23 protein-coding genes are annotated in these 20,721 nt (G+C 36.6%); 19 read left to right on the forward strand and 4 right to left on the reverse strand.

Going from position 1 to position 20,721, the window contains the following annotated elements; genetic code table 11:
* Positions 1 to 4 precede the first annotated feature (4 nt).
* The 10 genes from ABM34_RS01875 to recD2 all read left to right on the forward strand — a co-directional run bounded on the left by ABM34_RS01875 (position 5) and on the right by recD2 (position 8,433).
* The gene (locus ABM34_RS01875; RefSeq protein ID WP_048702757.1) at positions 5 to 220 is read left to right on the forward strand and encodes a cold-shock protein; all 216 of its coding nucleotides are present in this window, start codon (positions 5 to 7) and stop codon (positions 218 to 220) included.
* 113 nt (positions 221 to 333) lie between these two features.
* Positions 334 to 900 (forward strand): NUDIX hydrolase, encoded by a 567-nt coding sequence (locus tag ABM34_RS01880; protein ID WP_048702759.1) that lies wholly within the window; start codon positions 334 to 336, stop codon positions 898 to 900.
* A 1-nt stretch (position 901) separates the two neighbouring features.
* The gene (locus ABM34_RS01885) at positions 902 to 1,210 is read left to right on the forward strand and encodes a hypothetical protein (protein WP_232298610.1); all 309 of its coding nucleotides are present in this window, start codon (positions 902 to 904) and stop codon (positions 1,208 to 1,210) included.
* Between the two features lie 12 nt (positions 1,211 to 1,222).
* Complete coding sequence (locus ABM34_RS01890; RefSeq protein ID WP_048702760.1) at positions 1,223 to 1,912, forward strand: 5'-methylthioadenosine/adenosylhomocysteine nucleosidase; 690 nt, start codon at positions 1,223 to 1,225, stop codon at positions 1,910 to 1,912.
* A gap of 21 nt (positions 1,913 to 1,933) precedes the next feature.
* On the forward strand, positions 1,934 to 3,082 hold the full coding sequence (locus ABM34_RS01895) for a cysteine desulfurase family protein (protein WP_048702764.1): 1,149 nt from the start codon (positions 1,934 to 1,936) through the stop codon (positions 3,080 to 3,082).
* Between the two features lie 55 nt (positions 3,083 to 3,137).
* Entirely contained in the window at positions 3,138 to 3,476 is a 339-nt protein-coding gene (locus tag ABM34_RS01900) for a hypothetical protein (protein WP_048702766.1), read from the forward strand.
* A gap of 12 nt (positions 3,477 to 3,488) precedes the next feature.
* Entirely contained in the window at positions 3,489 to 4,607 is a 1,119-nt protein-coding gene (gene mnmA / locus ABM34_RS01905) for a tRNA 2-thiouridine(34) synthase MnmA (RefSeq protein ID WP_048702769.1), read from the forward strand.
* A 122-nt stretch (positions 4,608 to 4,729) separates the two neighbouring features.
* Positions 4,730 to 5,380 (forward strand): histidine phosphatase family protein, encoded by a 651-nt coding sequence (locus ABM34_RS01910; protein WP_048702771.1) that lies wholly within the window; start codon positions 4,730 to 4,732, stop codon positions 5,378 to 5,380.
* A gap of 13 nt (positions 5,381 to 5,393) precedes the next feature.
* A complete protein-coding gene (locus ABM34_RS01915; protein WP_048702773.1) occupies positions 5,394 to 6,035 on the forward strand; it encodes a tetratricopeptide repeat protein in 642 nt (213 codons plus the stop codon).
* Positions 6,028 to 8,433, forward strand: coding sequence for an SF1B family DNA helicase RecD2 (recD2, locus tag ABM34_RS01920; RefSeq protein ID WP_048702777.1), 2,406 nt, complete (start codon positions 6,028 to 6,030; stop codon positions 8,431 to 8,433). Before ABM34_RS01915 ends, recD2 begins: the two co-directional genes overlap by 8 nt.
* A 31-nt stretch (positions 8,434 to 8,464) precedes the next feature.
* Here the strand turns inward: recD2 and ABM34_RS01925 are convergent, their stop codons facing one another.
* From ABM34_RS01925 to def, 4 genes are all read right to left on the reverse strand, one after another.
* The gene (locus ABM34_RS01925; protein ID WP_048702780.1) at positions 8,465 to 9,433 is read right to left on the reverse strand and encodes a diacylglycerol/lipid kinase family protein; all 969 of its coding nucleotides are present in this window, start codon (positions 9,431 to 9,433) and stop codon (positions 8,465 to 8,467) included.
* 112 nt (positions 9,434 to 9,545) lie between these two features.
* Positions 9,546 to 11,237, reverse strand: coding sequence for a ribonuclease J1 (gene rnjA, locus ABM34_RS01930; RefSeq protein WP_048702782.1), 1,692 nt, complete (start codon positions 11,235 to 11,237; stop codon positions 9,546 to 9,548).
* Between the two features lie 3 nt (positions 11,238 to 11,240).
* Positions 11,241 to 11,453 (reverse strand): DNA-directed RNA polymerase subunit epsilon, encoded by a 213-nt coding sequence (locus tag ABM34_RS01935; protein ID WP_048702784.1) that lies wholly within the window; start codon positions 11,451 to 11,453, stop codon positions 11,241 to 11,243.
* 154 nt (positions 11,454 to 11,607) lie between these two features.
* Positions 11,608 to 12,168: a peptide deformylase gene (def, locus tag ABM34_RS01940; protein ID WP_048702787.1), complete on the reverse strand. Its 561-nt coding sequence runs from the start codon at positions 12,166 to 12,168 to the stop codon at positions 11,608 to 11,610.
* A 191-nt stretch (positions 12,169 to 12,359) separates the two neighbouring features.
* Between def and ABM34_RS01945 the strand changes: the two genes are divergently transcribed.
* From ABM34_RS01945 to ABM34_RS01985, 9 genes are all read left to right on the forward strand, one after another.
* Positions 12,360 to 12,818 (forward strand): CidA/LrgA family protein, encoded by a 459-nt coding sequence (locus ABM34_RS01945; RefSeq protein WP_048702790.1) that lies wholly within the window; start codon positions 12,360 to 12,362, stop codon positions 12,816 to 12,818.
* A 1-nt stretch (position 12,819) separates the two neighbouring features.
* Positions 12,820 to 13,566 carry an LrgB family protein gene (locus ABM34_RS01950; RefSeq protein WP_232298613.1) on the forward strand — a complete coding sequence of 249 codons (747 nt, stop codon included), beginning with the start codon at positions 12,820 to 12,822 and terminating at the stop codon, positions 13,564 to 13,566.
* Positions 13,567 to 13,620: 54 nt separating this feature from the next.
* On the forward strand, positions 13,621 to 14,616 hold the full coding sequence (locus ABM34_RS01955) for a D-2-hydroxyacid dehydrogenase (RefSeq protein ID WP_048702793.1): 996 nt from the start codon (positions 13,621 to 13,623) through the stop codon (positions 14,614 to 14,616).
* A 122-nt stretch (positions 14,617 to 14,738) separates the two neighbouring features.
* Positions 14,739 to 15,845 carry a pyruvate dehydrogenase (acetyl-transferring) E1 component subunit alpha gene (pdhA, locus tag ABM34_RS01960; protein ID WP_048702794.1) on the forward strand — a complete coding sequence of 369 codons (1,107 nt, stop codon included), beginning with the start codon at positions 14,739 to 14,741 and terminating at the stop codon, positions 15,843 to 15,845.
* Positions 15,845 to 16,822 carry an alpha-ketoacid dehydrogenase subunit beta gene (locus ABM34_RS01965; RefSeq protein ID WP_048702796.1) on the forward strand — a complete coding sequence of 326 codons (978 nt, stop codon included), beginning with the start codon at positions 15,845 to 15,847 and terminating at the stop codon, positions 16,820 to 16,822. The genes pdhA and ABM34_RS01965 overlap by 1 nt, the downstream gene beginning before the upstream one ends.
* Positions 16,823 to 16,854: 32 nt before the next feature.
* Positions 16,855 to 18,144, forward strand: coding sequence for a 2-oxo acid dehydrogenase subunit E2 (locus tag ABM34_RS01970; protein WP_048702798.1), 1,290 nt, complete (start codon positions 16,855 to 16,857; stop codon positions 18,142 to 18,144).
* A gap of 7 nt (positions 18,145 to 18,151) precedes the next feature.
* A complete protein-coding gene (lpdA, locus tag ABM34_RS01975) occupies positions 18,152 to 19,579 on the forward strand; it encodes a dihydrolipoyl dehydrogenase (protein ID WP_048702800.1) in 1,428 nt (475 codons plus the stop codon).
* Between the two features lie 75 nt (positions 19,580 to 19,654).
* On the forward strand, positions 19,655 to 19,960 hold the full coding sequence (locus ABM34_RS01980) for a UPF0223 family protein (protein ID WP_048702802.1): 306 nt from the start codon (positions 19,655 to 19,657) through the stop codon (positions 19,958 to 19,960).
* Positions 19,932 to 20,714, forward strand: a complete 783-nt coding sequence (locus ABM34_RS01985; protein WP_048702803.1) for an inositol monophosphatase family protein — start codon at positions 19,932 to 19,934, stop codon at positions 20,712 to 20,714. Before ABM34_RS01980 ends, ABM34_RS01985 begins: the two co-directional genes overlap by 29 nt.
* Positions 20,715 to 20,721 lie beyond the last annotated feature (7 nt).

Consider the following 20,721-nt stretch of genomic DNA (forward strand, 5'->3'; position numbering starts at 1 on the left):
ATATATGTTTGAAGGTAAAATTGTCAGATTTAATACATCGCGTGGTTTTGGTTTTATAAATGATGGTCAAAATGATATTTTCTTCTTTGCTGATTCAGTTTTGAATCGTGAAGATCACTATATCCAACCTGATTTAACAGTGGCATTTGAAATTGCCCCCGGCTATAAGGGACCACAAGCTGTAAATATTAGTATAAAAGATGAAGAAAGCGCTGAATAAGCGCTTTTTTTGTTGAGAAAATTTTAAGTAATTACCAGCGATTAAATCGTATGATAAGCTATTTTGCATGTTACAATAAAATGTACGATTTAAAATTTTGGTGAGGTGTGTCTATGCATAAAGAAGATTCGAAATACTATGAAGAAGTTATTGCATCAAAGAGAATGTTTGGTGGCAAAATTTTTAATGTAGATGTCGAACAAGTTGTGCTACCCAATGGCATTCCCGCAATTAGAGAGATTGTCCAACATCACGGTGCAGTCGGGATAATTCCATTTGTTGATGATAAAATGATTTTTGTCAGACAATGGCGTGCTCCACTTGGACAAGAAACTTTGGAAATACCTGCTGGTAAAATTGATGCTGACGAGGGTAGGGATTTACAAGAAGTTGCCTTGCGTGAGATGAATGAGGAGTTGGGCCTGACGACCGATAAGCTAGAAAAGGTTACTGCCTTTTTTGCAAGTCCCGGTTACTCAAATGAAAAAATAACAATTTATTCAGCAAAAAATCTTCAACAAGTTGAGAATAAACGTCCACTGGATAACGATGAATTTTTAAATGTTGAAAAACTAACATTAAATGAAGCTGAAAAGTATGTTGAAGATGGAACTATTTGTGATGGCAAAACAATTTTTGCCGTAACATATTGGAAGTTGCTTAAGGCTAAAGGTGAATAAGATGTTTTCAAGAATAAAAAACTTAATTAATCGCAGTAATGGTCAAGATGATTCCAATACTCAGTCTCAACAACAATATAAGTCAGTAATGACCGAAGAAGATTTACAAAAACAACAAGCAGCAATGGCAAATCAGAAGCGTCAGGAAGTTGAAAGAGAGTATCGAGAACAACATCCTGATCAAATTAAGCAAGAAAATGAATTATCTTTTGAACATAAGACAAATAAATTGAAAAAAAAGCTAAATATTGCGATTATTACAGTATTCGGCTTAATTATTATTGTATTTCTAATTTTATTTTTTATATAAGGAGTATTAACCATGAAAATAGGTGTAATCGTTCCAATGGAACAAGAAATTAAATTATTCAAGGAAAGTATGGAAGCAGTTCAATCTGAAATAATTGCTGGGGTTGAATTTACCCACGGAACTTATGCAGATCACCAAGTAATACTTGCACAAAGTGGTATTGGCAAGGTTCAAGCAGGAATGACTGCAACCATCTTGAATGAAAAATATCAACCAGATCTTATAGTTAACACTGGTTCAGCCGGTGGAATTGGCGAAGAACTTAAAATTGGTGATATCGTAATTTCTGAAAAATTGGCTTATCACGATGTTGATGTTACTCAATCAGGTTATAAAATGGGTCAACTCCCAGGGAGTCCATTGTATTTTGATGCTGATACTTTTTATGTTAATGAAATTAGAATTGCTGCCGAAAAAACCGATTTAAATTATCACGTTGGATTAATTGTGTCCGGAGACCAATTTATTGACGACAAGGCTAAAATTGCTACAATTAAAAAAGATTTTCCAGACGCATTAGCTTCTGAAATGGAAGGTGCTGCAGTGGCTCAAGTTTGTACGCAGTTTAAAACACCTTTTGTAGTAATTCGAGCAATGAGTGATGTTGGCGACGAAAATGCCAATGTCAATTTCGATGAATTTGTGGTTCAAGCCGGTCAAAAATCAGTTCAAATGTTGTTAAATTTCTTAGATCGGGAATAGATTGTAAAGGGGATTTTTAAAGTGGGGTATACGTACCTAGATAATGCTGCCACAACTCCAATGGCCCCGGAGGTAGTTGCGTTGATGCAAGACCAAATGTTAAACAACTTTGGTAATGCATCAGCGACAAATTATTATGGGCGCCAGGCGAGAAGCGTATTAGATGATAGTAGACACACTATTGCTCAAAGTATAAACGCTAAAGACTCTGAAATAGTCTTTACAAGTGGTGGAACAGAAAGTGATAATACAGCAATTATTTCAACTGCATTGTCACGTCAAAGTGAAGGAAAACATATTATTACCGATGCGACTGAACACGAAGCCGTATTGAAACCAATGAAATATTTGGAATCTCTCGGTTTTAATGTTACATACTTGAAACCAAATGAAGATGGAGAAATTTCTGTCGAACAAGTCGAACGGGCTTTGACAGATGATACTATTTTGGTCTCGATAATGTATGGTAATAACGAAGTTGGAGCTTTGAATCCCATTTCAGAAATTGGTGAACTACTAAAAAATCACCAAGCATATTTTCATACGGATGCTGTTCAAGCCTTCGGAACAGAGAATATTGATGTTCACGCAGAAAATATTGATTTAATGTCAACCTCTGCGCACAAGCTAAATGGTCCCAAATTCATTGGTTTCTTATATATAAATGAAAATATTAGTATTCCATCATTCATTAAAGGTGGAGATCAAGAAACTAAACGTCGTGCCGGAACAGAAAATGTTCCTGGTATTGCAGGATTTGCTGAAGCCGTTAAGTTGGCTAATGATGAAGTAAAAAAAGATAAACGAGAAAGATTTTATTCATTTAAACAACAAATCGAAAAAACTTTAAAAGAAAATCAAATCAAATTTGAAATAAATGGTCCTAAAGGTCCACATGCATTGAATCACGTGTTAAACTTGTATATTCCTGGAGTAGATCGAGGGGTATTATTAACTAGACTTGATTTGGAAGGATTCGCCGTTTCTGGTGGGTCTGCTTGTACTGCGGGAAGCCTGGAACCATCACACGTGTTAATTGCAATGTTTGGTAAAGATAGTCCAAAAGTTGCTGATTCAATACGTATTAGTTTTGGGAAAGATAATACGATGGATGAAATCAATTCTTTTACAAAAAAGTTAATTGAAATCATTAGGGACTTGACTAATTAATAAAAAATGAGCAAACTAATTATTGAGAATTTAATAATTAAGGGGACTCTATATTATGCAAAAAAATCAAGCTCAAGTATTAGGCGATACAGACGTATACGAAATTAATCCAGATGTTAAGAGATACTCTCTCTTAGATGCTGGCTTTGTTGAAGGAAGAAATGATCACTTCAAATTGCAAAGACCGATTTCAGGTACTTCTCCATATGATGCTAGATTTTTGTTAAAAATCACTATCTCTGAAGAATATACTCACTTACGTATGGCAATCACTGATAAAAGTGGTTTACACAATTTAAATATTTACAAAGGTAAAGATACAAAGTCGGAAATCGACGATTATAAATTCATGATGAACTTTTTAGAGGAAAAGGACATCTTGATAAAAAAATAAGAGGTTATATTTATGGATAATGCAAAAAAGCGCGTAGTTGTTGGAATGAGTGGAGGAGTTGATTCTTCTGTCAGTGCTCTTTTGTTAAAACAACAAGGTTACGAGGTAATCGGAGTTTTCATGAAGAACTGGGATGACACAGATGATTCAGGTGTATGTACAGCCACTGAAGATTACGAAGATGTTGCCAAGGTAGCAAATAAAATCGGAATTCCATATTATTCTGTTAATTTTGAGAAGGAGTACTGGGATCGAGTATTCCAATATTTCTTATCAGAATATCGTAAGGGTAGAACTCCTAACCCTGATGTTATGTGTAACAAAGAAGTTAAATTCAAGGCATTTTTAGATTACGCAAATCAATTGAATGCTGACTATATCGCAATGGGTCACTACGCTCAAAGCTTTCGTGATGATAATGGTGTTGTTCACTTATTACGTGGTGGAGATGCAAATAAGGACCAAACTTATTTCTTAAGTACTGTTCAACAAGATCAACTACAAAAGGCTTTATTCCCAATTGGGGGAATGCAAAAGTCTGAGGTACGTAGAATTGCTGAAGAGGCTGGACTCTCAACAGCTAAGAAGAAGGACTCAACCGGTGTATGTTTCATTGGTGAGAGAAACTTCAGAAAGTTCCTTGGTGAGTTCTTGCCTGCCCAAGGTGGAACTATGATGACACCTGACGGTGAGGTCAAGGGTAAGCATGCTGGTTTAATGTATTACACAATTGGCCAGAGACAAGGTCTTGGAATCGGTGGAAACGGTAAGTCAAACGAGCCATGGTTCGTAGTTGGTAAGGATATGAGTAAGAATATTCTTTATGTCGATCAAGGGTATGACAATCCTAGATTATATGCCGATCATTTGGAAGCATCTGATCTTTCATTCATTACTGGATTAGATTATGGTGATGAGTTCCACTCAACTGCTAAGTTTAGATATCGTCAACAAGATGTCGGTGTTACTGTTCATGTGTTGGATGATGGTAAGGTCAGTGTTGACTTTGACAACCCAGTACGTGCAATTACACCTGGACAAGAAGTTGTCTTCTATGACGGTGAGGAGTGCCTTGGTGGTGCAACTATTGATGCTGCTTATATGAAGGACAAGATTTTACAATACATTTAATCGAAAATTAATTTTCCAAGAGTCAAGGACTAATATCCTTGGCTTTTTTGGTGTGATTAACTTGAAAAAAGGATACGAAATCTCCATAATTGTAGTATTAAGTTACTAAAGAGGTATTTAGGATGGATTTGTACTTTGTAAGACATGGGAAAACTGAATGGAATTTAGAGGGCAAATATCAAGGTAGTCATGGTGATTCACCGTTATTGCCAGAAAGTATTCATGATATTGGTTTGCTTGCTAAAAGATTATCCCCAATTGATTTTTCTCATGCATATACAAGCCCAATTCCGCGTGCTAAGAAAACAGCAGAGATACTGATAAAAGATTTGCACAAAGACATTCCATTAACAGAAGTAGATGGATTAATGGAATTTAATTTGGGAATTATGGAAGGTAAAAAGTTTGTCGACCTTGAAAAACAAATACCTGATGTCATCCATGCATTCAGATGTGAGCCAGATAAATATGACAGCACAAAAATCAAAGCGGAGTCATTTGAATCGGTAATAAAACGTTCAAATGATGCAGTTAATAAGATTGTAAGTCAAAATGATCCATGTGCATCTATATTACTTGTGAGTCATGGTGCAGCATTGGTTGCAATGATTCAGTCATTGTTGGGTACCAAGATTGCTGATCTCCGTAAAAATGGAGGACTCTCAAATACTAGTTTGACACATCTTAAATATGATGAAGGTGAATACAGCCTTGTCAAATGGAATGAAACAAAATATTTAAACAAGAAGCTTGAGAGCACAGACACTATTTGAGGTAATTTATTTAATGAATGACAAAGAAATAAAACAAAAGAAAATTAAAGAACTAGTTGATAAGTTGAATAATAACAATAAACAACTTGATGTAATTTTAGAATTATCAGCTAATTTGGTTGATGTGGGTGACCTTGAACAAGCAGAAGAATTGCTTACAAGGTCACTTACCTTATTCCCAAATAACCAGGATTTAAAATATAATCTAGGCAATGTTTATTACACTGCAGACAAATTTGATCGTGCTTCAGATATTTTTGACGATTTGATTTCTAGTAATTATGGATCTGTGGCTTATTTCATGAAGGCTAAGACTCTGGATCAACAAGGGAAAAAATCATTAGCAGTTGCTTTTGCTCTTACTGCAGTTGAAAAGGATGCCTCAGACGTGGCAGCAAACGAACTGTTGGCCGATTTACTAATGGCAAATGGGAATTTTAACACAGCAATAGGGTACTACCAAAAAGCGATTGATTTAAAACCAAATGCCAAATTTTTCTTTAATATTGCGATTTGTCAAATGAACTTGGATCAGCCCTATCAAGAGTATCTTGAATTGGCAAAGCAGCAAGACGAAACATATTTTAATGAACACGAGCAAAAGTTAGCAGATTTGCATAAATTTTTGACAAAAAACGGAGGTAGTGATGACTGAAACTCAAGAAAAACAATATTTTGTCGGCACAGTTAAGGCAATCTTTTTTGAAAATCCAGATAATTTATTTAAGATTTTCACTATTAAAATAAAAAAAACGAATACCGATTGGAACGCTACTGATATTGTTATTACTGGAAGTTTTGGTGAAATCTCTGAAGAAGAAGAGTACAAGTTTGAGGGGCATTTAGTTGACCATCCAAAATATGGCAAACAATTTCAGGCTGAGACCTACCATCACAGTCGCCCTAGTGGTCGAAAAGCACTGATTAACTTTTTTGCTGGGGATGAATTTCCTGGTATAGGTAAAAAGACTGCTGAAAAGATTGTCGATAAGCTAGGTGATAATGCTATTGATAAAATAGTGCGAGATCCCAATGCTTTGGATTTTTTAAAGTTAGGTAAGGAGAAGACTAAGAAAGTAGTCGATCAAATTGCGAATAGCAATCAAGCTGAACAAATGCTGTTTGAGTTGAGTAATTTTGGATTCGGAAATACCTTATCAGCACGTATTTATCAAAGATATGGCGGTAAAACTTTAGATATTATCAACGAAGACCCGTATAAATTAGTATTGGAAATCAAAGGGATTGGTTTTAAGAGAGCGGATGAACTGGCAAGACAGCTTGGCATTCCAGAAGATGATCCGCGAAGAATTAAGGGAGCATTGATACAAATAGTATCAGACATTGTTAATGGTTCAGGAGATTCCTATGTAAAAAAGGATTTCTTAATACAAAGAGCTCTCGGCACGCTGCGTTCATACAATACAGGCAATGACTTGCAAGAAAAGATCAATGATTGTTTGAAATCACTGGTTAATGACGGTGCATTAATTGTCGAAGACAATCGAGTGTATGATAAGGATATTTTTGAGAGTGAATGGTCAATCGCCCAGTCAATGAAAATGATTGTTGATTCATATAAGGGTAGTGACTGGAAACAATCTGATTACGACGACGGACTGGCAAAAGTTGAAAAACAATTTAAAGTTCAATATGACGATTCACAACAAAAGGCAATTGAAGCTGCTTTAAGTCATTCTATATTTCTATTAACGGGTGGTCCGGGAACTGGTAAAACGACCATAATTAATGGGATTGTGGCAATGTATGCAAAATTAAATGATGCCACGCTTGACCCTTCTGCAGAAGATTATTCGATTGCTCTTGCTGCACCAACTGGTCGTGCTGCAAAACATATGGGTGAGACTACTGGTTTACCAGCTATGACAATTCATCGTTTACTAGGATTGACAGGGACGGATGATGATGAAACTGCGGAACCAACGCTGGACTGTAAATTGTTGATTATTGATGAGATGTCGATGGTTGATACTCGATTATTCAAGATTCTGATTACATCAGTGCCACCAGGCACTCAAGTCGTGTTAGTGGGTGATAGAGATCAACTTCCATCAGTCGGACCTGGACAAATTTTTGCAGATTTGATTAAAAGTGAGATCTTCCCAACAAGTATTTTGACTGATATTCACCGACAAGATGACAGTTCGACCATTATTCAATTGGCACATGATGTGAATCAAGGTGTTGTAAATCAAGATGTGTTTATTAATAAGTCGGATCGTAGTTTTATTCCGGTTACTAGCCGAAATGTTCCCGAAGTTGTCTCACAAATTGTAAGTAAATCTGGTGAGCGTGGCTTTGACATATCAGATGTTCAAATTTTAGCACCGATGTATCGAGGAACTGCCGGAATTGATAATTTGAATTCGACAATTCAGGACGTTGTCAATCCGATGACACCAAAACGTAAGGAAGTTAGTGTCGGAAATGTCCATTATCGAATTAAGGATAAGGTAGTTTACTTAGTTAATTCACCGGAAGATAACGTTTTTAATGGAGAAATTGGAATTATTGTCGGTATTATTCTTGCCAAAGAAAATACTGATAAAGTTGATAAAATAGTTATTGATTTCGATGGTAATGAGGTTACTTTAGATAGGAAAGATTGGATTTCAAATATTGCGTTGGCATATTGTACGTCCATCCACAAAGCTCAAGGCTCGGAATTTGAAATGGTCATTTTACCATTGGTTAATGAAGAGTCTCGCATGTTAAGACGTAATCTATTGTATACAGCAATTACGCGCTCGAAGAAACTACTAATTATGGTAGGAGATCAATCTGCTTTTCAACAATCAATTCAAGACAAGTCAACTGCCAGAAACACTACTCTTCGTGAACGTTTGAACAATGTATTTAACAAAACAACAGGCGCTAAAAATGAAATTACCAAAAATGATGAAAAACAGGTCGAAGCTGTACCCGACAACGATTATTTAACGCTAGATAAAGTAATGTCGAATGCAATCAATCCAATGATAGGTATGGAGAACATTACACCATTTGATTTTATGAAGAAAGTTAACAACTAAAATAAGAGGCCGTGACATAAGTCACAGCCTCTTATTTATGTTCATTAATGTTAATTGGAATCCAGAATTTATGTTGTATTGATTTAAAGTCAAAATCGAACTCATGTTTATTCAATTCTTCACCATCCATTTGTCCTTGTTCCGATTGATGAATGTTTACCGAGAATTCAGGTTGTTGAATGTACCACACATTTGGATCATTCAAGTGAGAACCGTTTGATAACAGCTTAACGAAAAGTTTTACAAATGTCAGACCGGTAATTTTCCTTACTACTACTAAATCTAACTTATGATCAAACGGTTGTGCTTTGGGGTCAATAGCTATACCACCTCCAAAATATGGATGATTTGTAGCTGTTACTATATAAGCATCATCAAAATGTTTAATCTTATCACCATATTTTACGTCTATTGGAAAGCCTCCCTGAAGCTTGATGACCTTTACTAGACTTGTGACGTAGGCTAGGGTACCCATTTTCAGACTATTGAGTACATCCTTACGTTTTGAATGATTCGTATAATAAACGGCGCTTGCATCAAAGCCCATACCAATGTTATTAACGAAATACTTTTGTTCGCCATTAGTTTGATTGGTTGCTTTAGCAATGTCAATATCTACTGGTTCGTCCATTGCCAACATTCTTTGTAATAGTATTAATGGTTTTTGCTTTTTGATGTTAATTCCACGACTGAAGTCATTACCGGATCCACTTGGAATGTAACCTAAGGCGGTCTCAGGACGGTTTGATACTAAAACACCATTAAGTGATTGGTTAAGTGTACCATCGCCCCCAATAACCAATATACGGCTGTCTGGAGTTTGAGTATTCGACAGTTCTTTAGCTATTCGAACTCCGTCACCATCATGTTGTGTTTTATGTAATTCAAAATTGATATCATTTTTAATTAAGAATTGTTCAATCTTTTTCCAGGTACTTTTTGATTGTCCGTTACCGGCACGTTCATTGAAGATGACCTCGAGTTTTTTTATTTTTCCCATAGGTTTCAGAATCCCCATTCCTATATAAACAAGTTTAACCTATATATTAATAACAAAAACGGTAATATCCAGTCAAGGGATATTACCGTTTTTAAATGCTATTTTAAGCTTATTAAATTGAAGTTGAAATTAACATTGGAAGAATAACTGGATTTCTAGCTGTACGTTTGTATAAGAAATCTTGTAATCCATCGATAATTACACGTTTTAATTGAGCTTCAGTTACTTTGTTTTCTTCATCATCAAATGCATTCTTAATGAGGTGGAAGACACGTTTTTGTGCTTGGTTTATTAATTCACCAGATTCACGCATATAAACAAATCCACGAGATAAAATATCTGGACCCGCTAATACAATGTGTTTCTTGTAATCAATAGTTGCGACAACAACGACCATACCTTCTTCAGATAATAATTGACGATCATGAATAACAACGTTACCAATGTCACCGACACCTTTACCATCAACATAAACATCTCCGGCAGGGAAGTGGCCAGCTCTGTGAGCTGAATCTTTGGTTAGTGCAAGTACATCACCGTTCTCCATCAAGAACGAATTTTCTTGAGGAACTCCACACAATTCTGCAAGTTCGGTATGAATTTTTAACATACGATACTCACCGTGAATTGGCATGAAGAACTTAGGCTTCATTAATCGTAACATTAATTCTTGTTCAGTTTGACCACCATGTCCAGAAGCATGGATGTTGTTGATCTTACCATGAATAACTTCTGCACCAGCTTCAGAAAGTTGGTTAATCAAGTGGTTAACACTGATCGTATTACCAGGAATAGGGTTACTTGAGAAAATAACAGTATCGCCAGGTTGAATACTAATTTGTCTATGTGTCCCATTAGCAATACGACTTAATGCAGCCAATGGTTCACCTTGAGAACCAGTACATAGAATCAATGTTTCGTTTGCTGGTGTGTGGTTTAGTTCATGAGGGTCCATGAGCATTTCATCCGGTATATTTAGATATCCTAATTCACGACCGTTTTCGATTGCTGACTCCATGCTTCGTCCGAACACAGCAATTTTTCTGTGTTGTTGGATAGCAGCATCAACAGCTTGAGAAACACGATAAATATTTGAAGCGAAAGTAGCGAAAATGATTCTTCCTTGAATAGTTTCAAAGATTTGATGAATCGTTAAACCAACTGAACGTTCTGACTTAGAAAAAGTGGGAATCTCAGCATTAGTACTATCAGACATGAGAAGAAGTACTCCTTCTTGTCCAAGTGATGCCATTCTTTGTAAGTTTGGTGCTGGCAAGCCTGCAACAGGTGTCAAATCAAACTTAAAGTCTCCAGTCTCAACAATTATTCCTTCAGGTGTATGGACTGCCACACCTAATGTATCGGGAATTGAGTGAGTTGTTCTGAAGAATGTAACGCTTGTTTTAGGAAATTTGATTACTGAATCTTCACTTAATACATTCAAATTAGTTGATTGTAGTAAGCCATGTTCTTCAAGCTTTCCTTTTATCAATGCACATGCTAAGGGTCCAGCATAAACAGGAATATTAGGTAGTTTTTGTAATAAATAAGGGATACCACCAATGTGGTCTTCGTGACCATGGGTGATGAAAAGACCCTTGATTTTATCTTGATGTTCGACTAAGTAACTATAGTCAGAAATGACGTAGTCAATTCCTAGAAGTTCGTCTTCAGGGAACTTAATACCAGCATCGATGACAATTAACTCATCCTGGTATTCAACTCCGTACATGTTTTTACCGATCTCGCCAAGGCCCCCGATGGCAAAAACGGAAACTTCATTATTCTTAACGTTTTGAGTCATTAACTAAAACTCCGTTAATTTGAAATTAGGACTCTTTTGTTCATATTCAAGGTGCTTTTCATCAAGCTCTTGAATCAATTCGATATCATAATTTGTATTTTTTTCTACAGCTTCACGTACGTCGATGCTTGATTCTGCATCCACATAAATTGAGTGTGTATATTCACGACGGGGGTTATCTTGTTTTGTTTCTTGATATAAAACTTTGTATATCACTATAATTTCTCCTTTTAAGTACATTTAAATAAAGTTATAAACGCTCTTTATTTAAGCATTTTCCAGTCCATTTGGTTGAGCAATCAACAAGTAACATAATTTTAACATATATGAATTTGTAAGTATACTCAAACGCCGTCAATAACTGATTCTACTAAGAAATTACAACTGTACTTGGATCGATTTCGAATGGTTGTTTTTTATCAATTTTATCGTAATAAAGGTGGCCATTTAAGTGGTCAATTTCGTGCTGACAAACAATAGCAGGATAGTCTCTTACACGGAGTGTCTGAGAATTACCTTCAAAATCATCATATTTGATAGTGATTCGGTCGGCACGAGGAACAAATCCAGGGACATCCTTATCAACAGATAAGCATCCTTCACCTTGTTCGAGAGCAGCATTTTGAACTGAATTTCTCACAATAACAGGGTTAATTAAAGTAATCTTCAAAAGTGGCTTGTCAGGATCTTCTTCGTTTGGTACAAGAACTGAAGCCATCATTTCTGAAACGCCAACTTGTGGAGCTGCAAGTCCAACACCAGCACGAAGTTGGTTCTTTTCAGCAAATTCTTCGTTTTGACTATTGACCAAATATTCCATCATGTCTGCTGCTAATTTTTTGTCTTCTTCACTAAGTGGGAATTTGACATCTTGACTGACTTTTCTTAAAACGGGGTCGCCATCACGGACGATATCTTTCATTAAATACATATTTGCCTCCTGAAATCATTGTTATATAAACAGTATCTCTATTATATAGGAACTTACTTATTTTTTTACTAATAAAATATATTTTATTCTAAAACTTTTTATTTAATAAAGTTTGTGAAATATGATAGAGTATCGTTATGTAGCAAATGAAGGCGGTTACATAAAAATATTTAAGTTTGGGAGAGGGATGTATGAATGACTCAAATATCAAGCAAAAAACCACCAAAAAGGAGGAAAAACAGCCAGCCAATGTTCTCGTACAAATAGCAATCTTTGTTGGGGTTCTATTTGTTTCGAATATATTGGCAATGCTGATGCCAAAATCATTTCCAGTTCCAGCACCTGTTTGGGGCTTATTGATTTTGTATTTTCTACTAAGTACCAAAATCGTAAAGCTTCACCAAGTTGAAAAAATGTCGACATTTTTAATTAGTATTATTGGATTTTTATTTGTTCCATCAGGGGTACAACTGTATACCCATTTAAACATCATTCAAGAAGATGGACTAATGCTGATTTTAGCCATTATTATTTCTACTATTGTGTTATTAGTGGTTATCTCATATACAGCTAAATTCTTTATTTTTATCAGTAACAAGATTCGTAATAAAAATAGTGTTGATACTGCTGAACAAAGTGAGGTGGAATAAGTTGCAATTTATTAATAATACCTTTTTTGGAATTCTGGTATCGATAGTTGTATATCTTATTGGTGTTTTTCTATTTAGGAAGACAAAGGGGTTCTTCTTATTTCAACCACTCTTCGTTGGAATGGTGCTTGGGATATTTATCCTATGGACAATTCAACATTTAACTGGTGAGTCTGCACAGACAGTGTACGAGGCATATTGGAACGGAGGAAAAGGAAATTCCATTGGCGCCAACTTTTTGTTTTGGATGTTAGGACCAGCCACGATTGCTTTTGCCGTTCCATTATATAAGAGAAATGATCTGGTAAAAAAATATTGGGTCGAGATATTACTTTCATTAATCGTCGGTCTATTCATTTCGTTTGGAATTATTTATCTAGCTAGTAAAGCTCTTGGTTTGCCAAATCGGGTAATCAGTTCGTTATTGCCAACTGCTGCAACTACAGCAATAGCAATGCCACTTGCACAAGGTATTGGTGGAGAACCCGCAATTACTGCCATGACTTGTATTTTGAACGCAGTTATTATTTTGGCAATCGGAGATCAACTAGTGAAGTGGTTTAAGCTCGACAAAGATCCAATTGGTGTTGGTTTAGGGCTCGGTACCTCTGGAAAAACAGTTGGATCTGCAAAAGCAGTTGAGCTTGGATCTATCCAAGGTGCAATGGCATCGATATCCTTGGTAGTCATTGGCGTAGTAACTGATTTAGTTGTTCCAATATTTGCCAAATGGGTTGGCTTAGTTTAAGAAACCTATTATTATGTAAGTGTATTCAAAATTTGATTTTATGGAGGATTTAAAATGAAACTTATCGATTACGGTGTTAGAGAAGACGAAAGACCATACATTGAAGAATGGTCTAAAGAAAACAATGTTGAAGTTAAAATCGTATCAGATTTATTGAACCCTGAAACCATAGAACAAGCTAAAGGATTTGACGGTGTTGTTGCTTATCAACAATTACCTTATGAACCAGGAATTTTCGACAAGATGAACGAGTTTGGAATCCATGTCTTGTCATTAAGAAACGTTGGTGTCGATAACGTACCGTTTGACGCATTGAAGAAAAACGATATCAAGTTGACCAATGTTCCAAGTTATTCACCAACAGCAATTGCTGAGTACTCAGTTACTGGACTTATGATTTTATTAAGAAGTATGAAGTCGATGATTAGAAAAGTTGATCAACACAATTTCTTGTGGGCACCAGATATTGGTCGTGAACTCAATGAATTGACAGTTGGTGTAGCAGGTACAGGAAGAATTGGCCAAGCTGCTATTAAGATTTATCAAGGATTTGGCGCAAAGGTTATCGCTTTTGATAAGTACCACAACGACAATATTGAAAAACAAGGTTTATATGTGGATACATTAGACCAGCTTCTTAAAGAATCAGATGTAGTTACTTTGCATTTACCAAGTTTGGGTAAGGGCAATACAGTTATCAATAAGGATTCCATCGCTGGAATGAAAGATGGAGCAATTGTAGTCAATACTGGACGTGGTGATTTGATCAATACACAAGATTTATATGATGCAGTTGTTTCTGAAAAATTATCAGGAGCCGTGCTTGATGTTTATGAAAATGAGGTAGGCATTTTCAATTCAGATCGAAGTGGAGAAGTGCTTCAAGATAAATTATTAAGTGATATGATTCACAATCCTAAGATTATTGTTTCTCCTCATATTGCTTTTTACACAACTACTGCCGTAAAGAATATGGCAACTATTTCACTTGATTCAATGGTCGATGAATTGAACAATGGAAAATCTGATAACGAAATTGATTTGAATTAATTATTGAAAATTTGTTACTGAAAAAATCTTGTGTTTTCGTTTAACAATGATAAACTAGAGTTATTGAAAACCCTTACAGAAATTCGTAAGAGTTTGAGCTTTTTATGGAAGGAATGTGAATAATGGCAAATAAATCAGTTGTTGATTTTGAAGCAATTAAGAAAGACTTGGCAGATTTGCCTAAGCCAATTCAGGTTTTGGATGAAAATTCAAATGTAGTGGATCAAGAAACATTTGATTCATTCTCTGATGATGACTTAGTTGAGTTTATGAAGAAAATGGTTTGGGAACGTGCTTTGCACGAACAAACAATGAACTTCTCTCGTCAAGGACGTATGGGATTCTATGCACCTACTGAAGGTGAAGAAGCATCAGAAATGGGTACTGTTTTAGCAATGAAGAAACAAGATTACCTACTTCCTGCTTATCGTGATGTTCCACAACTCATTCAACATGGTGCCACAGTTACTGAAGCGTATCTATGGTCAAGAGGACATGTTCTGGGTAATGAATACGAAGCTAATTCAATGATGCCACAAATCATCATTGGTGCTGCTTATGACGAAGCAGCAGGTGTTGGTCTTGGTATTAAGAAGAACAAAGAAGAAGACACAATTGCATTTACATACACAGGTGATGGTGGTACTTCTCAAGGTGATAGTTATGAAGGAATGAACTTTGCTGGGGCTTTCCAAACACCAACATTGTTCATCGTTCAAAATAACGGATTCGCTATTTCAACTCCAAGAGCTAAACAAACTGCAGCTCCATCATTAGCACAAAAAGCTGTTGCCGCTGGTATTCCTAGTGTCCAAGTTGACGGTATGGATATCCTAGCATGTTATACAGTTGCTAAAGCAGCCCGTGATTATATGGTAGCCGGAAATGGTCCTGTAATGATTGAAACACTTACATATCGTTATGGTGCTCACTCAAGTGCCGGTGATGATCCTAAACGTTACAGAACAGAAGACGAAGTTAAACCTTGGCATGAAAAGGACCCACTCATTCGTTTGAGAAAAGTTCTTGAAGACAAGGGACTTTGGTCAGATGAACAAGAAGAAAAACTTGTTGATGAATATAAAGCATCATTTAAAGATGCAATCAAGGAAGCCGATGAAGCTCCTAAAGACAAAGTTTCTGATATGTTGAAACGTACTTTTGAAATACCAACTCCAGAAATGAGAAAAGAAATTGAAAAATTCGAAGCAAAGGAGTCGAACGAATAATGTCAAAGAAAACCTATATTCAAGCAATCACTGACGCTTTGGATATCCTACTAGAAGATGATCCAAAGACATTGATCTTCGGTGAAGATGTTGGTAAAAATGGTGGTGTATTTAGAACCACTCAAGGTTTGCAAGACAAATATGGTGAAGACCGTGTCTTCGATACTCCTTTAGCTGAATCAGGAATTTTAGGATTAGCAACAGGTCTTGGACTAAAAGGTTTCCGTCCAATTCCAGAAATCCAATTCATGGGATTCTCCTTTGAAGCAATTGATCAAATTGTTGGTCAACAAGCCAGAATGCGTTTCCGTTTCAATGGTAAACAAATTTCACCAGTAACAATCCGTACACCTTATGGTGGTGGTACACATACTGCTGAAATGCACGCTGATAACCTTGAAAACTACTTTACAGGTGCTCCTGGTTTACGTGTTGTTATGCCAAGTAATCCATATGATGCTAAGGGACTATTGATTTCATCAGTTGAAAACAATGATCCAGTCCTATTTATGGAAAACTTGAAGTTATACCGTTCAATGAAAGACGATATTCCTGATGGTAAATATACTGTTCCTTTGGACAAAGCAAACGTTGTTCGTGAAGGTACAGATATCACATTGGTAGCTTATGGTGCTGAAGTAAATGAAGCTAAAAAAGCTGCCGATACTCTTGCAGAAAATAATATTTCAGCAGAAGTTATCGATCTTAGAACTGTTTCACCAATCGATACAGAAACAATCTTCAAATCATTAGAGAAAACACACAAAGTAGTTGTCGTACAAGAAGCCCAAAAGATGGCTGGTGTCGGTGCACAAGTTGCATCAGCAATTGCTGAAGATGCCATTCTTTCTCTTAATGCACCAATTGGTAGAGTCGCTGCTCCAAATAGTGTCTATCCATTTGCTCAAGGTGAAGATTACTGGATTCCTGGTGCAGATGAAATTGTTGAAAAAGCTAACGAGATTCTAAACTACTAATTATTTAAGCATGGAAGGGAAGGTTTCAAACAATGGCCTTTAAATTTAAATTACCTGAATTAGGTGAAGGAATGGCCGAAGGTGAAGTTGCTAGCTGGCTTGTTAAAGAGGGAGATACAGTTAAAGAAGATGATTCTTTAGTTGAAATCCAAAATGATAAATCAGTTGAGGAACTACCTTCACCAGTTTCTGGTACCGTAAAACAAATCGTAGCCCAAGAGGGAGATACTGTTGAAATTGGAGACACATTAATTATTATTGATGATGGCTCTGCTGATACAGGTGACGATGAGGAACCAGCAGCTAAAGAAGAAGCTGCTCCTGCTGCAGATGAAAAAGCTGCACCAGCCGCAGAAAAAGCCGCAGCTCCTGCTGCACCCGCAGCCGAAGCAACTGGCTCAGCAAACGCTAATTACTTAGCAATGCCATCAGTACGTCAATATGCTCGTGACCAAGGTGTTGATTTATCAACAGTTACACCTTCTGGTAAACATGGACAAATTACAAATGCTGATGTTGACGCTGCCAAGAGTGGCGCACCTGCTGCTGGCTCAAGTGCCAAAGCTGCACCTGCAGCTGCTGCAGCACCAATTCAACCATATACTTCAGCTGCTCCAGAACTTGAAACTCGTGAAAAGATGTCAATGACTAGAAAAGCTATTGCTAAGGCAATGCTTAACAGTAAACACACAGCACCTCACGTTACAAGTTTTGATGACGTTGAAGTTTCAGCTTTGATGGCAAACCGTAAGAAGTACAAGCAAATTGCTGCTGATCAAGATATTCACCTTACATTCTTGCCATACATTGTTAAGGCATTAGTTGCTGTAATGAAAGCATATCCTGAATTGAATGCATCAATCGATGATTCAACTGACGAAATTGTTTACAAACATTACTACAACGTTGGTATTGCTACAAATACTGAACATGGACTATACGTTCCAAATATTAAGAACGTTGACTCAAAAGGTATGTTCCAAATTGCTAAGGAAATCACAGAGAACTCACAAGCTGCCTATGACAACAAAGTAAGCTCAGACATGATGACTGGCGGTTCAATTACAATCAGTAACGTTGGTTCAATCGGTGGTGGCTGGTTTACTCCAGTTATCAACTACCCTGAAGTTGCTATTTTAGGTGTTGGTAAGATTGCTAATGAACCATATGTTGACGAGGAAGGCAACATTCAAGTTGGTAAGATGCTTAAATTGTCACTAAGTTATGATCACAGACTTATTGATGGTGCTTTGGCACAAAATGCATTGAACTTGTTGAAGAAACTTCTACATGATCCTGATATGTTGTTAATGGAGGGCTAGTAAGAAAATGGCAGAGAATGTTATAGAAAAAGACACAGTTATTATTGGTTCAGGTCCTGGTGGATATGTTGCAGCTATCCGTGCTGCTGAATATGGCCAATCAGTTACAGTTATTGAAAAATCAGATACAGTCGGTGGTGTATGTCTAAATGTTGGATGTGTTCCTTCAAAGGCACTTATTGCTGCTGGTAACAGATTAAAACAAGACCGTGACTCATCAGTTTATGGAATTACTACAACTGGTGCTGAAATTGATTTTGCAAAAACACAAGAATGGAAGAAAACTAAAGTTGTTGACCGTATGACAAATGGTGTCAACATGCTTCTTAAGAAACACAAAGTTGAAATTATCAACGGTGAAGCATACCTAGACAGTGACACACAACTACGTGTTATGCCTAGTGGCCCACGTCAATTTATGGATAACGGTGGTGGCCAAACTATCAAATTTAAGAATTTGATTTTAGCTACTGGTAGTCGTCCTGTTGAAATTAGAGGATTCAAGTTTAACAAACGTATTATCGATTCAACTGGTGGTTTAAACTTACCAGAAATTCCTAAGGAATTTGTTGTTATCGGTGGTGGATACGTTGGTTCTGAATTAGCTGGTGCTTATGCAGATCTTGGCGCACACGTTACTATTCTTGAAGGTACTGGACAAATTATCCCTAACTTCGAAAAAGATATGGTTTCAATCGTTAAGAAGAGTCTTGAGGCTAAGGGTGTAACAATTATTACCAATGCTATGGCCAAAAAGGCTGATGAAACTGATAACGATGTTACCGTTACTTATGAAGTTGATGGTAAAGAAGCAACTGTTAAGGCAGATTACTGCATGGTTACAGTTGGACGTCGTCCAAATACTGACAACTTTGGTCTTGAAATGACAAATGTTAAGACAACTGATCGTGGACTTATTGAAGTTGACGAACAAGGTCGCACATCTGTTCCAAACATCTATGCTGTTGGTGATATTGTTCCTGGCCCAGCTTTAGCTCACAAGGCATTCTTTGAAGCTAAAGTAGCAGCTGGAGCAATCTCTGGTAAGAACACTGCTAATGACTTTATCGGCGTTCCTGCAGTTTGTTTCACAGACCCTGAACTTGCAAGTGTTGGTCTTACAAAAGATCAAGCTAAAGACAAAGGAATCGAAACAAACGTTGCTAAGTTCCCATTTGCTGGTAATGCGCGTGCTGTTTCATTGGATGAAGCTGAAGGATTTGTAAGATTAGTTTCAGACAAAAAGACAGGTACACTTATTGGTGGTCAGATTGTCGGACCTGGTGCTAGTGAATTAGTTTCTGAATTAAGTTTGGCAATTAATTGTCAACTAAATGCAGAAGATCTTGCATTAACAATTCACCCACACCCAACATTAGGTGAACCAGTACAAGAAGCTGCAGATATCCTTATTGGTTATCCAACACATCTTTAAAATTTATCAAAAGCGATGCAATTGCATCGCTTTTTTTGTATAGTTAAAGAGTAAAAAGAATGGGGGATTTTGACAATGCGAGAGAATTACAGTTATCCACTTGATCCGGAATGGTCAGATGATGACATCGTTGGAGTTATTTCTTTGTACAATGCAGTTGAATCAGTTTATGAGTCAGGTATTTCAAAAGAAAAATTCATGCAAAAGTATCGCGCATTTTGCCAAGTTGTTCCAACTAAAATGGAGCAACGTAAATTCGATAAGGAATTTCAATTAGAATCAGGATATTCAATTTATCAGGCATTTAAACAAAGTCAGTCCACACCAAGTAACGGGAAAGTAAGGCTTCATTATGAAAGAAACAAGTCAAGAAATAGATAGATTTTTAGTAGAACTATTAACTAATGTTGGGAAAAATCTTGAACAAGATGTAACTAAAACTAAGGATGTCGACACAAAATCAGGTCCCAATGATTTAGTGACAAATTTCGATAAGTCAACCGAACGAAACATTGTTGGCATTATCAAACAAAACTACCCAGATGCAACCATTGTTAGTGAAGAGGGCTTTGGTGATGTGGTTAATTCAATGGCTGGACTTGTGTTTTTTGTTGATCCTATTGATGGAACCATGAATTTTGTTAAGTGTCATGACAGCTTTGCCTCAATGGTTGGAGTTTACCTGGATGGGAAACCTTTAGTTGGTGCAATCATTAATGTTATGGAACACCGAATTTATCATGGTGGTCCTGATCTGGGAGTATTTGAAAATAATCATCAATTGGCCCAACCAATAAATTCAACATTAAAAGAGGGCTTAGTAATCATTAGTGGCCCAATGGTTTTAAAAAATTATTTAAATACTCAAGAAGTCGTCCACAAGAGCAGTGGACTAAGAGTACTAGGTTGTGCCGGCATTGTGTTTGAACATCTCCTGAAAGGCAAGGAAGTGCTTTATATGTCATATTTAAAACCCTGGGATCTCGCAGCAGGCCGTGTACTTTGTGAAACACTTGGCTTAAGTGTTGTAGGAGTTGACGGGGAGCCCGTTGATATGCTAAAATCACAAGTCGTAATAGCTGGTACTCAGAAAGTTGTTTCTGAAGTACTAGAGACAGTTAAAAACTCTAAATAAACTGTGA

The sequence above is a fragment of the Companilactobacillus ginsenosidimutans genome (assembly GCF_001050475.1).
In the GTDB taxonomy this organism is placed as follows: Bacteria; Bacillota; Bacilli; order Lactobacillales; family Lactobacillaceae; genus Companilactobacillus; species Companilactobacillus ginsenosidimutans.

What these genes read in the sequence shown, in the direction of transcription:
- ABM34_RS01875 (WP_048702757.1), top strand. Translation starts at nt 5, where the DNA reads ATGTTTGAAGGTAAAATTGTCAGATTTAATACATCGCGTGGTTTTGGT.
- ABM34_RS01880 (WP_048702759.1), top strand. Translation starts at nt 334, where the DNA reads ATGCATAAAGAAGATTCGAAATACTATGAAGAAGTTATTGCATCAAAG.
- ABM34_RS01885 (WP_232298610.1), top strand. Translation starts at nt 902, where the DNA reads ATGTTTTCAAGAATAAAAAACTTAATTAATCGCAGTAATGGTCAAGAT.
- ABM34_RS01890 (WP_048702760.1), top strand. Translation starts at nt 1,223, where the DNA reads ATGAAAATAGGTGTAATCGTTCCAATGGAACAAGAAATTAAATTATTC.
- ABM34_RS01900 (WP_048702766.1), top strand. Translation starts at nt 3,138, where the DNA reads ATGCAAAAAAATCAAGCTCAAGTATTAGGCGATACAGACGTATACGAA.
- mnmA (WP_048702769.1), top strand. Translation starts at nt 3,489, where the DNA reads ATGGATAATGCAAAAAAGCGCGTAGTTGTTGGAATGAGTGGAGGAGTT.
- ABM34_RS01910 (WP_048702771.1), top strand. Translation starts at nt 4,730, where the DNA reads ATGGATTTGTACTTTGTAAGACATGGGAAAACTGAATGGAATTTAGAG.
- ABM34_RS01915 (WP_048702773.1), top strand. Translation starts at nt 5,394, where the DNA reads ATGAATGACAAAGAAATAAAACAAAAGAAAATTAAAGAACTAGTTGAT.
- recD2 (WP_048702777.1), top strand. Translation starts at nt 6,028, where the DNA reads ATGACTGAAACTCAAGAAAAACAATATTTTGTCGGCACAGTTAAGGCA.
- ABM34_RS01925 (WP_048702780.1), bottom strand. Translation starts at nt 9,433, where the DNA reads ATGGGAAAAATAAAAAAACTCGAGGTCATCTTCAATGAACGTGCCGGT.
- rnjA (WP_048702782.1), bottom strand. Translation starts at nt 11,237, where the DNA reads ATGACTCAAAACGTTAAGAATAATGAAGTTTCCGTTTTTGCCATCGGG.
- def (WP_048702787.1), bottom strand. Translation starts at nt 12,168, where the DNA reads ATGTATTTAATGAAAGATATCGTCCGTGATGGCGACCCCGTTTTAAGA.
- ABM34_RS01945 (WP_048702790.1), top strand. Translation starts at nt 12,360, where the DNA reads ATGAATGACTCAAATATCAAGCAAAAAACCACCAAAAAGGAGGAAAAA.
- ABM34_RS01955 (WP_048702793.1), top strand. Translation starts at nt 13,621, where the DNA reads ATGAAACTTATCGATTACGGTGTTAGAGAAGACGAAAGACCATACATT.
- pdhA (WP_048702794.1), top strand. Translation starts at nt 14,739, where the DNA reads ATGGCAAATAAATCAGTTGTTGATTTTGAAGCAATTAAGAAAGACTTG.
- ABM34_RS01965 (WP_048702796.1), top strand. Translation starts at nt 15,845, where the DNA reads ATGTCAAAGAAAACCTATATTCAAGCAATCACTGACGCTTTGGATATC.
- ABM34_RS01970 (WP_048702798.1), top strand. Translation starts at nt 16,855, where the DNA reads ATGGCCTTTAAATTTAAATTACCTGAATTAGGTGAAGGAATGGCCGAA.
- lpdA (WP_048702800.1), top strand. Translation starts at nt 18,152, where the DNA reads ATGGCAGAGAATGTTATAGAAAAAGACACAGTTATTATTGGTTCAGGT.
- ABM34_RS01980 (WP_048702802.1), top strand. Translation starts at nt 19,655, where the DNA reads ATGCGAGAGAATTACAGTTATCCACTTGATCCGGAATGGTCAGATGAT.
- ABM34_RS01985 (WP_048702803.1), top strand. Translation starts at nt 19,932, where the DNA reads ATGAAAGAAACAAGTCAAGAAATAGATAGATTTTTAGTAGAACTATTA.